At 68.4% G+C, this 14,267-nt stretch carries 10 protein-coding genes; 5 read left to right on the top strand and 5 right to left on the bottom strand.

The genetic code is table 11. The features are described from left to right. Positions 1-90 precede the first annotated feature (90 nt). The 3 genes from RKE25_RS05565 to RKE25_RS05555 are packed head-to-tail and all read left to right on the top strand — an operon-like array spanning position 91 to position 2,632. Positions 91-1,665: a flavin monoamine oxidase family protein gene (locus RKE25_RS05565; RefSeq protein ID WP_311842339.1), complete on the top strand. Its 1,575-nt coding sequence runs from the start codon at positions 91-93 to the stop codon at positions 1,663-1,665. After that, positions 1,662-2,111, top strand: a complete 450-nt coding sequence (locus RKE25_RS05560) for a cytochrome c (protein WP_311841263.1) — start codon at positions 1,662-1,664, stop codon at positions 2,109-2,111. The genes RKE25_RS05565 and RKE25_RS05560 overlap by 4 nt, the downstream gene beginning before the upstream one ends. 23 nt (positions 2,112-2,134) lie before the next feature. Next, positions 2,135-2,632 (top strand): RidA family protein, encoded by a 498-nt coding sequence (locus RKE25_RS05555; protein WP_311841262.1) that lies wholly within the window; start codon positions 2,135-2,137, stop codon positions 2,630-2,632. Positions 2,633-2,709: 77 nt separating this feature from the next. Here RKE25_RS05555 and RKE25_RS05550 read toward each other — a convergent pair whose 3' ends face one another. Next, positions 2,710-3,468, bottom strand: a complete 759-nt coding sequence (locus RKE25_RS05550; RefSeq protein ID WP_311841261.1) for a SapC family protein — start codon at positions 3,466-3,468, stop codon at positions 2,710-2,712. Between the two features lie 253 nt (positions 3,469-3,721). Between RKE25_RS05550 and RKE25_RS05545 the strand changes: the two genes are divergently transcribed. Then, complete coding sequence (locus RKE25_RS05545) at positions 3,722-4,345, top strand: HNH endonuclease (protein ID WP_311841260.1); 624 nt, start codon at positions 3,722-3,724, stop codon at positions 4,343-4,345. Positions 4,346-4,360: 15 nt separating this feature from the next. On the opposite strand, the gene RKE25_RS05540 is transcribed toward RKE25_RS05545, so the two are convergent. Next, positions 4,361-4,771 carry a low affinity iron permease family protein gene (locus RKE25_RS05540; RefSeq protein WP_311841259.1) on the bottom strand — a complete coding sequence of 137 codons (411 nt, stop codon included), beginning with the start codon at positions 4,769-4,771 and terminating at the stop codon, positions 4,361-4,363. 156 nt (positions 4,772-4,927) lie between these two features. Here RKE25_RS05540 and dxs point away from each other — a divergent pair, with 156 nt between their 5' ends. Further along, a complete protein-coding gene (dxs, locus tag RKE25_RS05535) occupies positions 4,928-6,811 on the top strand; it encodes a 1-deoxy-D-xylulose-5-phosphate synthase (RefSeq protein WP_311841258.1) in 1,884 nt (627 codons plus the stop codon). Positions 6,812-6,884: 73 nt separating this feature from the next. Here dxs and RKE25_RS05530 read toward each other — a convergent pair whose 3' ends face one another. The 3 genes from RKE25_RS05530 to RKE25_RS05520 form a co-directional block, all read right to left on the bottom strand. Then, the gene (locus RKE25_RS05530) at positions 6,885-8,906 is read right to left on the bottom strand and encodes a glycosyl hydrolase family 18 protein (RefSeq protein WP_311842338.1); all 2,022 of its coding nucleotides are present in this window, start codon (positions 8,904-8,906) and stop codon (positions 6,885-6,887) included. A 373-nt stretch (positions 8,907-9,279) separates the two neighbouring features. Beyond that, complete coding sequence (prmC, locus tag RKE25_RS05525; protein ID WP_311841257.1) at positions 9,280-10,101, bottom strand: peptide chain release factor N(5)-glutamine methyltransferase; 822 nt, start codon at positions 10,099-10,101, stop codon at positions 9,280-9,282. Continuing rightward, positions 10,094-14,212 (bottom strand): hypothetical protein, encoded by a 4,119-nt coding sequence (locus RKE25_RS05520; protein ID WP_311841256.1) that lies wholly within the window; start codon positions 14,210-14,212, stop codon positions 10,094-10,096. The genes prmC and RKE25_RS05520 overlap by 8 nt, the downstream gene beginning before the upstream one ends. Positions 14,213-14,267: the final 55 nt, after the last annotated feature.

Below are 14,267 nucleotides of genomic sequence, written 5' to 3'. Positions count from 1 at the left end.
CAAGACGACCGCATCCGCGGCGTGTCCTTTCAACGTCAGAGGTGATCGATGCAAGACGAAGTGACTGGCGCGGGCGAGTTTCCGCGCTCGATGAAACGGCGCGATCTGCTGCGCATGATCGGCACGGCCGCGGGCGGCGCGGCGATGTACCAGGCGATGAGCAGCCTGGGCCTGGCGTCCGAATCGTCCTTCCGTGGCGTGCCGCGGCTCCACGGCGCGCCGCGCGGCGCGTCCGTGCTGGTGCTGGGCGCCGGCATCGCCGGCATGGTGGCGGCCTACGAACTGCGCCAGGCCGGATATCAGGTGCAGGTGCTGGAGTACAACCGGCGGCCGGGCGGCCGCAACTGGTCGCTGCGCGGCGGCGACCGCTTCACCGAGCTGGGCGGATTCACCCAGCATTGCCAGTTCGACGACGGGCTGTATCTCAATCCCGGACCGTGGCGCCTGCCGTACCACCACCATGGCATCCTGGCCTACTGCAAGAAGCTCGGGGTGCCGCTGGAACCGTTCGTCCAGGTCAACCACAACGCCTACCTGCACAGCGCGAATGCGTTCGGCGGGCGGCCGCGGCGGTATCGCGAAATCAATGCCGATTACCGCGGCCATGTGGCGGAGCTGCTCGCCAAGAGCACCCGGCAGGGACAGCTGGACCAGGCCGTGACGAAGGAAGACCAGGAACTGCTGCTGGAATCGCTGCGCGAGTGGGGCGCGCTGGACAAGCAGTTCGCCTACGCGCGCGGCAACGGCAGCAGCAATCGCCGCGGCTACGAGCGCGATGCGGGCGGCGGCTTGTCCGCACGACCGACGCCTTCGACGCCGCTGGGGCTGAAGGACGTGCTGAGCTCGCGCCTGTGGAATCACCTGGTGGCGGGCGAGATCTATGAATTCCAGACCACCCTGTTCCAGCCCGTCGGCGGCATGGGGCGGATCGGCGAAGCGTTCGGCCGCGAGCTGAAAGGCCTCATCCGCTACGACGCGAAAGTCACGGCCATCCAGCAGGATGCCCACGGCGTCACCGTCGCCTACGAGGACACGACCGCGCCGGGCACGACCCATACCGCAAGCGCCGACTGGTGCGTGTGCACTATTCCGTTGTCGATCCTCGGCCAGCTGCCGATGAACGTGTCGCCGGCCATGGCCGAGGCGATCGCCGCTGTGCCCTATGCCGCTTCCGTCAAAGTAGGCCTGCAGTTCAAGCGGCGCTTCTGGGAGCAGGACGACCACATCTATGGCGGCATCACCTATACGGATCTGCCGATCGCCAACATTAGCTATCCCAGCACGGGCTTCCATAGCGATGGCAAGGGCGTGCTGCTCGGCGGGTACATCTGGGGGCTGAGCGCCTACGAGTTCACCGCGATGTCGCCCGAGGAGCGCGTCCGCAAGGCCGTGGAATACGGCAGCCAGATCCATTCGCAGTACCGCGAGGAATTCGAACACGGCATCGCGGTGGGCTGGCACCGTTCGCCATTCACCCTCGGCTGCTTCGGCGTGTGGTCCGACGAGGCGCGCGAGCGCCATTACGACAACCTGTGCCAGGTGGACGGCCGCATCGTGCTGGCGGGCGAACATGCCTCCTATCTGCCGGCGTGGCAGGAAGGCGCGGTGACGTCCGCGCTGGACGCCATCGAGCGCATCCATCGACGTGCCACGGGAGGTGCATGATGAAATCGCAAGCAGCCACCTGCCGCCTCGGATTGTCCCTGGTCGCGTGGATGTTCGTCGCCGGCGCCGCCGGCGCGCAGTCGTCCGACAACGCCGGACATAACGCAGGCAGGCTCGCCGCCGCCGATGGCGAGGCGGTGTTCCGCAACATCTGCCAGGGTTGCCACATGCCCGATGCCAGGGGCGCGCAGGGTGCCGGCGCCTATCCGGCGCTCACCGGCAACCCGCGGTTGGCATCGCCGCAGTACATGGCCGCGGTGATCCTGCACGGCCGGCGCGACATGCCCGCGTTCAAGCCCGCGCCGGAGAACGAGGACCGCTTCCTTCGCGACGCGAAACTCACCGACGCGCAGATCGCCGGCGTCATCAATTACGTCCGCACTCACTTCGGCAACCAATACACGGATAGCATCTCAGCCGACGAAGTCGCCGCGATGCACCGTTGACCCTTCCTCACAGGAGCTCCCCCATGCGCCATGCGTACCGCCATGCCTTCGCCGTGCTTCTCCTCGCCGCCGCCTCAAGCGCGCAGGCGCAGGAGGTGAAGCGCTACAAGATTCCGGACAGCGACTTTCCCATTTCCGCCGCGGTCGAAGTGCCCGCGGGCAAGGCCACCGTCTATGTGAGCGGGAACGTGCCGCCGGTGATCGATACCAAGGCGCCGAAGGATTCCGCGGCCGCCTACGGCGACACGAAGACGCAGACGGTCGGTGTCCTCACCGCCATCGAGAAGCAGCTCAAGGGCATGGGGCTGGGCATGGGCGACGTGGTGAAGATGCAGGTGTTCCTGGTGGGCGACGAAGCCCACGGCGGCCGCATGGACTTCGCGGGCTTCATGGCCGGCTACCGCCAGTTCTTCGGCACCAAGGAGCAGCCCAAGCTGCCCGCGCGCTCAGCGTTCCAGATCGCGGCGCTGGGCAATCCCGGCTATCGGGTGGAGATCGAAGTCATCGCCGTACGGCCCTGAGCCGGTTCGCGCCGCGCTGACGCACAAACGAAAAGCGGCCCCGTGCGGGGCCGCTTTCCTCGAACCAGAGCCGGGGCTCAGTTCTTGGTGACCGTGGCTTCGGTCTGCTCGCGCAGATCCAGGCGCTGGGCCACGCGGTCGATGTTCGCCAGCGAGAGCAGGTGCGCGTAGATCCAGCCGAACACGCCCTCGGTCAGGAACTCGTGCGCGGTCTTCGCGTCGAGCTTGCGCAGCTTCTCCTCGCTGACCACGTACAGGCCATTGAGGTTGATGGCCTTGCCGTCCTTCTCCAGGCGGATGTTGCGCGGCTCGAGCAGGTCGTGCTTGCGCAGCTGCTCCATGAACCACTGGGTGCGGCCCACGTGCTGCTGGAATTCGCCGAGGAAGTTCACGGCGTTCTTCAGCATGTCGCTGTCGGTGCCGTCTTCCTTGAACAGGCGCTCGCCCTCGTCGCTGCCGAAGCCTTCGTAGGCTTCGTCCAGGAACACGGTGAAGTCGTCGCCTTCCTCGCCCGCCGGCTTTTCAGCCAGCACGAACGGATAGCGGCGGACGAAGGCCGGCACGTAGGTGTTGGCCGCCCACTGGCCGTCGGCGTCGACGAACAGGTTCTCGTTCTGGCGCAGGCCCAGCAGGGCCATCGGGCCGGCTTCTTCCATGCTGTTGCCGGCGAACAGGATCGGCAGGTCGCGCGCGGCGGCGGGGAATTCCACGCCAGTCAGCGGCACCGAATGCACACCCGCCGCGAAACGCAGGCTGGGGATGCCCTTCAGGCGCAGATCCTTGTGTTGGGTACGGTTGAGCGGCACCGGGCGCTCGTAGAAAAGAACTTCAGCCACGTCGTTTACCTCTGCCCCGCCGTGCCGGGGTCGCCACCCAGGCTTCCCCTCCCAAACCCGGCGTCGGGTCTACAGATGAACGGCCACTATATCGCAGGCCCGCGGGGAAGCGGAAATGCCGCCGGAAGGGCACCATCTTTCAGGCGTGACAAGCATTTGCATGCATTTTGCAACGAAACATGGTTTATGCTCGGCCGAACCAGCGCCGTTGCATCGTCTGGACGCTTTTTGTGTCGCCTGAAGGACGAACCACATGCCGATGGAAGTACCCATGCGGCTGATCGACGGGCCCGGAAAGGTCGCCGATCTGCATTCGACCCGCATCCTCTCGCTGGACGCGGCGGGCCGCATTCTCGACTGGATCAGCTGGCAGGACGCCGTCTGCCTCTACGTCCGCGACGCCGTGGCGTGGACCCTGGGCGATCCATGCCTGACAGTCTACGGTGGGCACAACCGCGACCTGGGCCGGCGCAGTTCGGTGCAGCTGCACCCGATCGTCGCCAGCACCGGACATTGCCAGGACCACGCGGTGGACCCCGCGCCGACCCTGACCAATACCGCCCTGTTCGCCCGCGACCGCTACATCTGCCTGTACTGCGGCAACCGCTACAGCCGCGGCGAACTGACCCGCGACCATGTCGTGCCGATCTCCAAGAAGGGCCGGGACGAATGGGAGAACGTGGTCAGCGCCTGCCTGGCCTGCAATCTCAAGAAGAGCAACCGCACCCCGCAGCAGGCCAACATGCCGCTGCTGGCCGTGCCTTACCGGCCGAGCTGGGTGGAGCACCTGATCCTGTCCAACCGCAACATCCTGGCCGACCAGATGGAGTTCCTGGTCAGCCACCTGCCCCGCGACCGGCGCCATCTGATGGCGTGAACGCCGGCCCGGCGTTCACTCGCGGCCCTTCTTTTTCCCGCCTTCCTGCAGACGCTCGAGGTCGCCTCGCGCGTCTTCGGCCAGGCTGGCGTAGTGCTGGCGGATCCGCTCGATCGCCTGGTCGTCCAGCTCCTCCAGCCCCAGCAGGGCGTTGTGCGCCTTGCTGCTGCAGATGAGCTCGTCCAGCTTGAGGTGCAGCGCGGCGGTATCCCGGTTCTGCGTGCTCTGGATCAGGAACACCATCAGGAATGTGATGATCGTGGTGCTGGTATTGATGACCAGCTGCCAGGTATCGCCGAAGTGGAACAGCGGCCCCGTCGCCGCCCACACCACGATCAGCAGGACGGCCCCCAGAAACGCCGCCGGCTTGCCGGCGTAGCGCGCGGTGCCTTCGGCGAAACGCCTGAATGCAGACTGCCAGGTCATGACACGCTCCTCGGGTTCGATGGAAGCACCCTGGCGGGCGTGATGTAGGCGCCATGTCGGCGCGACGTGAGATCGGGCCCCATGCCAGCCCGCCGGACAGCGTTCCTTCATGGTCCCGCCCTTGCTCCGCCCTCCCGCTGGGCCAACAATACGCGGATGAACGACCTCTCCCGCTTTCCCCACCTGGCGCCCATCGAGACGCCGGCCGACCTGCGTCGCGTACCGGACGAAGAGCTGCCCGCCGTCGCGGACGAGCTGCGCCAGTACCTGATCGAGTCCGTAGCCAGTTCCGGGGGCCATTTCGGGGCCGGCCTGGGCGTAGTCGAGCTGACCGTGGCCCTGCACCACGTCTTCGACACGCCGCGCGACCGCCTGGTGTGGGATGTGGGCCACCAGTGCTATCCGCACAAGATCCTCACCGGCCGCCGCGATCGCATCACCACGATCAAAAAGAAGGACGGCCTGGCGCCTTTCCCGCGCCGGGAAGAAAGCGAGTACGACACCTTCGGCGTCGGCCATTCCTCCACGTCGATCTCCGCGGCACTGGGCATGGCGATCGCCGCGCAACGCAAGGGTGACAACCGCAAGGTGGTCGCCGTCATCGGCGACGGCGCGATGACCGCCGGCATGGCCTTCGAGGCGCTCAATCACGGCGGCGACGTGGAACCGAACATGCTGGTCGTGTTCAACGACAACGGCATGTCGATCAGCGAGAACGTCGGCGCGCTGACCAAGATGATGGCCCGCGCCATGGCCAGCCATACGCTCAATGCCTGGCGCGAGCGCGCCAAGAAGGCGATTCCGAAGCAGTCGCTGTTCGGCCGTTTCTTCAAGCGCTGGGAAGAACACGCCAAGGGCATGTTCGTGCCCAGCACGCTGTTCGAGGAGCTGGGCTTCCACTACACCGGCCCGATCGACGGCCACAACATCCCGCAGCTGCTGCACGCGCTGCGCATGGTGAAGGACCTGCCCGGCCCGCAGCTGCTGCACGTGGTCACCACCAAGGGCAAGGGTTACGCCCCGGCCGAGCAGGCGCAGATCGAATACCACGCGGTCGGTCCGTTCGACCCGCAGGCCGGCCTGGTGAAGAAGGCCGGCCCGGCCAAGCCCACCTATACCGACGTCTTCAGCGACTGGCTGTGCGACCAGGCCGCCGCCGACGAGCGCCTGCTGGGCATCACCCCGGCGATGCGCGAAGGCTCGGGCCTGGTGCGCTTCTCCAAGGAATACCCGCAACGCTACTTCGACGTGGCGATCGCCGAGCAGCACGCCGTCACGCTCGCCGCCGGCATGGCCTGCGAAGGGGCCAAGCCGGTCGTGGCGATCTACTCCACCTTCCTGCAGCGCGCCTACGACCAGGCGATCCATGACGTGGCGCTGCAGAACCTGGACGTGACCTTCGCGATCGACCGCGCCGGCGTGGTCGGCCCGGACGGCGCGACCCATGCCGGCAGCTTCGACCTGTCCTTCCTGCGCTGCCTGCCGAACATGGTGATCATGGCGCCGGCGGACGAGAACGAATGCCGCATGATGCTGAGCACCGGCTTCGCTTATGACGGCCCGGCCGCCGTGCGCTATCCGCGCGGCACCGGTCCCGGCGTGCCGCTGCGCAAGGAACTGGACACGCTGCCGCTGGGCAAGGCCGACCTGCGCCGCCGCGGCCGCCGCCTGGCGCTGCTGAGCTTCGGCGCGATGCTGGCGCCCGCCGCGGTGATCGCCGCGGAGCTGGACGCCACGCTGGTGAACATGCGCTTCGTCAAGCCGCTGGACGAGGCGATGATCCTCGAGCTGGCCAGGACCCACGAAGCCTTCGTCACGCTGGAAGACAATGCCGTGGCGGGCGGCGCCGGCTCCGGCGTGGCCGAGTGCCTGGCCGCGCACGGCGTGACGCTGCCGATCCTGCACCTGGGCCTGCCGGACGCGTACCTCGAGCACGGCAGCCGCGAGGAAGTGCTGACCATGGCGGGACTGGATCTGCCGGGCATCCGGCATGCGATCCGCGCGCGGTTTCCGCAGTTCGCCGCCGCAGCTTCGGCCTGATCCAACCTGCGGAAAGATGACAAAGAAAAAGGCCGCCCGACCGGGCGGCCTTTTTCATTCCCACAGGTCGCGCTTACTTCAACCCGTTCGCCATCGCCTTGATCAGCGTGCCATTCGCATCGTCGCCGCTGAACTCCCACGAGAACGCGCCACCCAGCGACTGCGCCTTCACGTAGTTCATCTTGCGCTGGATGTTGGCCGGATCGTCGAAGCTCCAGAACGTGCTGCCATTGAAGATCCAGTGCGCGCCGGCGCCGGTATCGTCGAACGCCGGATAGCCGAGGTTCTTGAGCACTTTGTAGTCCTCGATGCCCGCCTCGTAAGTGCCCGGGGCCGCGGTGGTGCTCGCCTGGAACAGGCCGTTGTTGCTGTTGGGCACGTTGGTCCAACCGCGGCCGTAGAAGCCGATGCCCAGGTTGATCTTGGACGCGGGCATGCCCGCCGCGATCAGCGCCTGGATGGCGTCGTTGGTGTTGTACTTGGCCGCATCGCCAGTGGAGGGATCGCCCGCAGGCTTGTACAGCGCGGAGTGGAAGTTGGTCGGGCTCTCCCAGGCGCCGTGGAAGTCGTACGTCATCAGGTTCACGAAATCGATGGATGCTGCGTACTGGCTTGGCTGCGTGACGCGGATCTTGTCCACGCCTGCGCCGCCGGCGATGGTCAGCAGCAGGCCCGGACGCACGGCATCGAGTTGGCGGCGGAACTCGGCGAGCAGTGCGGTGAAATTGGCAGTGTCCGCGCTGCTGCCGCAGGTCAGGCCGCATGCGGCCGGGTATTCCCAGTCGATGTCGATGCCATCGAAGACTCCGGCCGCCGCTCCGGTGCCGCCGGCGTTGTCCACCACGGGCAGGTTGCCCTTGATGTAGGCGTTGATGCAGGAAGCCACGAAGGCTTGGCGATTGGCCGGTTGAGCCGCGCTGGAGAAGCCGCGGGACCAGGTCCAGCCGCCCAGCGAGATCAGCACTTTCAGGTTGGGATACTTGGCCTTGAGCTGCTTGAGCTGGTTCCAGTTGCCGCGCAGCTTCTGGTCCCACGTATCGCCGACGCCGCTGACGCTGCTGCCCGCGTCGTATGACTTGGTGTAGTCGGCATACGCGTCGCCGCCGACGCCGGTGTTCGGATCGGAAGCCTGCGTCACGCCCACTTCGCAGACGTTGTTGCGCACGTTGCCGAACGCATAGTTGATGTGGGTGAGCACGGCGGCCGAACCGCTGGTGTCGATGTTCTTCACCTGGTAGTTGCGGCCGTAGATGCCCCACTGGGTGAAGTAGCCGATCACGCGCTTGCCGCCGCCACCGCCGCCCGCGCTCGTCTTGGCGCTGATCGCCGTGCTCTGCACCGACGCATTGCCCGCGTTGTCGCGCGCACGCACGGTGTAGTTGTAGCTGGTGCTCGCTGCCAAGCCGGTGTCGGTATAGCTGGTGGCCGAGGTCGAACCAACCAGCGTGCCGTTGCGATACACGTCATAGCCGGCCACGCCGCTGCCGCCGCTGTTGTCGGTCGATGCGCTCCACGTGAGGGAGACGGTGCTCGCCGTCTGCGACGGCGACGTCAGGCCCTGCGGCACGCTGGGCGGCGTGGTGTCGTTGCCGCCCGATGGGTTGACGGTAATGCTGACCGTCGCCGAAGTACCGGTGAGGCCGCCGTTGTCGGTAGCGACCGCCTTCAGCGTGTAGCTGCCGGCGGGCACGTTGCTCCAGGTCACCGAATACGGCGTGGTGGTCTTTACGCCGAGCGAGGCGGAGCCGTTGAAGAACTCGACCTTGCTGACCGTGCCGTCGCTGTCGCTCGCATTCGCGCTGAGCGTGATGTTGGCACCCGCGGTGAAGGTGGCGCCGTTGGCCGGCGCAGTCAGGCTGGCCGTGGGCGGCTGGTTGGTGGTCGCCCCGCATTGGCCCAGGTCCTGGTACCAGCCGCAGCTCGGACAGTAGTCCGGCGGCGTGTTCCAGATCTGGGTGAGCGCCTGATACAGATGGTTGTTGTAGACCATCTTGTCGCCCGCGTTGTAGATGGTGGTGGCATTCCAGGCCGCCACACCGGCGCAGCTCGCGCTTTGCGCCGCGCTTGCCCCGCTCCACAGCGCCGCCGGCAGCATGGCCAGCAACAGCAGAACCCTCAACAGGATGCGCATGACACGACTCCGTGATCGAAAGGATATCGAACGCCGGACGTGACGACGCTGGAACGCCGGATGCGCCGGCGCGAGCGGCCAACACCGCGCACGCCTGCCGAAGGACGGACCGCCGGCCCCCACCGTGATCCGCCGCCCTCCCGACGATGTGGCGCCCTCCCCGGCTCCCCATCAGCACTGGCGCACAGGCGCCAGCCGCGCCACTGGACTCCTGATTGACAACGTTGTCAACCATGCCCCGTCCGGGATGCGCTCAGGTGCACGTTTTTGCGGCGGACGCACATGAGCGCGCCGCCACATCCGTGGCGGCGCGATGAAAAAAGCAGTCAAGCGGACGCTAGCGGCGGCCGCCGCTCACGCGATCCCGGCCCTCGAGGTCGGGCGCGGTAAACACCTCGGCGTAGCCCGCCCGCTCGAGCAGGCCACGCACAGCCGGGCCCTGGCTCCAGCCGTGCTCCATCAGCAGCCAGCCACCCGGCTTCAGGTGGTCGGGTGCGCTCGCGACGATCTCGCGGATGGCATTGAGCCCGTCCTCGCCCGAGGCCAGTGCGGCCGCCGGCTCGAAACGCAGATCGCCCTGCGCCAGGTGCGGGTCGGCGGCTTCGATGTAGGGCGGATTGGACACGACAAGGTCGAAGCGCTCGTCGGACAACGGTGTCATCCATGTCCCCTGAAGGAACCGCACCCGCGCCAGTCCCAGCCGCTGCGCATTGCCGTGCGCCACCGCGAGGGCGTCGCTGCTCACGTCGACCGCCGTGACCTCGGCGCGCGGCCGCTCGCGCGCGATCGCCAGCGCGATCGCGCCGCTCCCGGTGCCGAGGTCGACGACGCGGCACGCCCGGTCGGCCGGCAAGCGTTCCAACGCCAGTTCCACCAGCAACTCCGTTTCCGGCCGGGGAATCAGCGTGGCGGGCGTCACCTCCAGTTCCAGCGACCAGAAGCCGCGGCGGCCGGTGATGTAGGCCACCGGCTCGCCCGCCGCTCGCCGCGCGACCATCGTGTCGAAGGCCGCGCGGACATCGTCGTCCAGCACGTCGGTGTCGTGCGCGATCAGCCAGCTGCGCGGCTTGCCCAGGACGTGCAGCAGCAGCGCCTCGGCATCGACCCGATCGCCGAGACGCTGCGTCGCCGCCGCCAGCGTGCCGCGCACGTCAGCCATCGTGGCGCTGCTCCTCATGCGACGCGGACGGCTGCGGCGGCAGTTCCGGCGGCACGGCGACCTTCGGTTCGCGCTTGCGCCAGTAGCCCTCGCGCGTCCAGGCCTCGAAGCCCCAGCGCAGCCAGCCGATCAGCGCGTTGGCCAACCATAGCGCCCACAGCAGCATGGCGATCTTGTAGACCCAGAGCGACACGCTGAACACGCCGCCACGCGGCAGCGCGTCCGTCGTCTGGTCGGCGAACCAGTGCAGGTGCCATGCCGTGGACTCGTTGCCGGCCACGTGCATGTCCGGCACGCCAAGCAAGCCTTTCGGCACCGCCGAGATCAGCACGGCCAGGGCCACCACAGTGAAGAAGGCCAGCGCGATCTGCAGCAGGTTGAAGCCCACCGCGCCGATCCGCTCCGGCGGCGCGCGGCGTGCCCGGACGCCCAGCGCGATCAGCCATGCCACCACCAGCGCGTAGGCGCTCCACGCAAACGCGGAGAAGCCCAGCCCCAGCAACAGCCAGTGCTGGAAGCGCAGCGGCGTGGGGGCATAGCGCGCGAGCAACCATGCCGCCAGCAGCAGCACGACCAGCTGCGACCAGTACAGCACTGCCGGCCCGGCCGTCGGCCCCCAGGTCCACAGCACCCAGCGGTCTTCCGGGAGATTGAGTTCCAGATGCAGGTTGGCGGCAGGCGCATCCAGCGCGAACTGGGCACTGCGCGTGACGGCGCCGATACCGCGCGGCTCGCGCACGCGCAGCTCGAAACCATGCGAACCCGGCAGCAGCGGCAGGCTCAGCTTGCCGTCGCGCACGGCAAGGCTCAGCGGCTGCGCGTCCCGCTTCGCTTCCAGCAGTTCCGCGCTCGCGGGCAGCGCGATGGCGTGCTCACCGCCACGCGTGCTGCGTGCGAGCAGGTGCACCGTGGTCTCGGTCGCGCGATCGCCCACCGCGCTTGCCACGCGGACCTCGTCGAAGGCGAGGCTGTCGCCCGTCACCGCCTTGGGCTGGGTCATCGTCAGGCGCAGGGTTTCGCCCGGCAGCGGCAGGAAGAACAACGAGCCATCCTCGTGGCCGGCCGGTACGCCATCGCTGTCGACGTGCCACATCGGCGCGGCCTGGACTTCCCAGCCTTCCGCGCGCTCCCCGAGCGCGGGTGCCTTCAGTTCCAGCTTGTCGGTGCGGTCGAGGCGGCTGGTCCAGCGCACCTCGCTCTGGTTGCCGTTGAACGTCACGCCGAGGCGGCCATCGTGCACGCGCGCATCGTCGCCCAGCGGATGCTCGCCCGGCAGCAGCGGCAGGTCGAAGCTAAAGCCGCCTTCGCTCGGCGCGATGCGGGTCACCGTCGTTTCCACGGTCCAGTCGACATCGAGCATCAGGACGCGCCGCACGCTCACGTAAGGCGGAAACGCCTGGCTGCCCGCGGCGACTTCCTTGCCGTCGGCGCCGGCGCGCACGCGGCGCAGCGCGAGGCTGTCGCCCAGGGCACGGCCGCCGTCCAGGCCGTCGATCGCCCAACCCTGCCCGGCGAAACCGACGCGTTGCGGATGCAAGGCGAAGCGCAGGCTGACCGTGTCATCGCCGCTCGCGCGATAGCGCAACGACACGCGATGCACCCCGCGATCCATCCGCACGAGCGCCTGATCGCCGCGCCGCACCAGAGGCGCATCGGCACGGCCGTCGACGCTTGCGCCGGTCAACTGCAAGGAGGCATCGGCCTGCGGCAACGGAATGGCGACGGGGGCGCCGGCGTGCACTTCCAGGTCGAGATCGACCTGATCGCCATCCGCCCGCACTTGCGCAAGCGCGATCGCTGCGCAGTTCGGTACGCACTTCGGCGCCTCGGTAAGACGCTGGCGCAACTGCTGCAGCAGCGCGTCATTGGGCAAGGCGTCCTGCGCGCGGGTCAGTTGCGGCACCAGGGCGAGCAACAGCAGCGCCGCGCTCGCGCGGCCGAGCGGCCAGCGCGGCATGCCGCCACCCTCCGCAGGATGGAACACGCGCAGCACGACGCGCGCCAGCAGCGCCGCCAGCAGCACCAGCATGGCGAAGCGCAGCAGCCGCACCAGCCACGCCGGCGCGATCACCAGGCGCGTGTTCTGCTCCGCGGTGACAGGGCCGGACCATCCCAGACTGTAGTTATTGCCGACATCCCACGAAGGTTCGCCATGACCGGCCTGGATGACACTGTGCGTATCCCGCTGGTCGCGGTAGCGGCTGCCGCCCAGTGCGGGCGCACTCTTCGCCGCCATGTTGTATAGCGTCTTGGGCTCGCCGGCGCTCGACGCCACGCTTGCGTCCTCCGCCACCGGTGCGGGCGGCGGCGGTGGCGCGGCCACCGGCGCCTGCGCGATGACTTCCTGGCGCGCAGCCACCTCATCGGCGGCCGGCGCCATCTCCGCTTCTGCCGATGCCATCTGAGAGCGGGCCACGAAGCCCACGCCATCGAGTTGCGGATGCAGTACGTAATCCATTTGTTGCGCGGCGAACGGCAGCGACCACAGCACCGCCAGCGCAAGTACCGCGCCCGCGCCGATGCGCGAGCCAAGGCGCAACTTGCCTTCCGGCAGGGCGCGCGCGAGCAGGGCGAGCGCCAGCGCGATGCCCAGGGTCCAGCGCGGCGCGCCATATTCGTGCTGCGACAACGCCAGGAAGGCGACCGCGAGCAGTGCCCACGGCCAGCCCAGCAGACGACCGGCCAGCAAAGCGATGAGCGCGACGACGAACAGGTCCAGAAGACTCCATTGCGCGATCCACGAATCCGGCGACCGGTCCGCGCCACTCGCTCCGATCAGGCGATAGCCGTAGGGCAGATGCAGCGTCGCCTCGATGTTCTCCAACGGCATCTGCCAGCCTCCGCTGGGCAGGTTGCCGCCGCGCGGCAGGCGCAGGCCGGCGTGCAAGTCGAGCCTGGCCTCACGCAGCTCGACGCCGCTGCGGCCGCCTTCGCCGCCGGTCACCAGCAGCGGAGACTCGCCCTGCGCCGCCCGCTGCAACTGCCAGGGCGCTGCGACGTCGAGACGCTGGCTCTTGCGCAGCGTGCCGGTGAGATGGTCGCTGACGTTGAAGCCGCGGCCGTCGAAATCGAGCCAGATCTGGCGCGCGACCTTTACCTGGTCGCCCTGCCCGCCTTCGTTGCCGCGGGTGCCTTGTTCGATGGCGAGGCCCTGGTTGTCGTCGAGCGCAAAGGCCGGCAGCTCGCGCCAGTCGTCCGGCACGCCGGCTTGCGCGGCGTCGGTGGCCTGTCCTTCCACGCGGGTGCTGCGCAGGCTCGTATCGTCCTGGTAACTCCAGATTTCCTGCCGGGGCCAGGGCTCGGCCGGCAGCTTCAAGGCCACCTGCTTGAGCGGCTCGGTGCCGCGAGCGACGAGGTCGAGCGTCCATTGGCCCGGACGCAGCTGGATCCGCAGGCGGCCATCGCTTTCCAGTCGCGCGGGAAGATCTCCCGACAGCGCGGTGGCGACGAAGCCCTGCGGCAGGGCCGGGCCCAGCAGCTGCTCACGCGCGCTGCCGGTGACGTTGAGTTGCAGATGCGTCTCCAGCGTGGCCGGCAAGCCGTCTTCCAGGCGCCGGTAGACACGCAGCGAAAGCGCATCCGCCGCTCGCTGCGCCTCCGCGGCCTCGCCCAGCGTGAGCTGGTCGCCGTTGCGCTCGACGCGGGAGACGGTCGTGCCATCCACACTCAGCGCCACCAGGCCGATCGAAGCGGGAACGCGCAGCCGCGCCGGCCGTGCCGACCAGGGTAGTTCGCCGCGCAGGCTGTAGTCGCCCGGCTCCAGCCATACGGACGGCTCGCCGCTGCGGTCGAGCACCGCCAGCGCCTTCGCGCCCGCGGTCACCTGTTGCGGCCAGTTGCGCGCATCGCCCGGCAGCCCGACCCAGCTGGGTGCATCGACGTGCAGGTCGAGCGAGAAGCGCCCGCCATCTTTGCCGGCTTCCACGCCCAGGCGCCCCGGCCACGCGCATTGCACGTTGCCCGGCCCCTGGGTGGCGACGAAGGGACAGGCATGCTGCGGCACGTCGTGCAACACCCAGCCCTGCCAGTCGCGCAGCGGCGGCGGCACGTCCTGCGCCAGCAGCGGCGCGGCGAGCGCCCACAGACCCAACAGCCATCCCCTTCGACGCATACCTGTCTCCCCTCTGGCCCTCAGTGGCCGCGACGCAGTGTAGGTGGAACGGCGC

The organism is Dyella sp. BiH032 (genome assembly GCF_031954525.1).
Lineage (GTDB): Bacteria > Pseudomonadota > Gammaproteobacteria > Xanthomonadales > Rhodanobacteraceae > Dyella_D.
The sequence above is the reverse complement of the archived record's forward strand: the minus strand, read 5'-3'. Positions and strand labels throughout refer to the sequence as shown.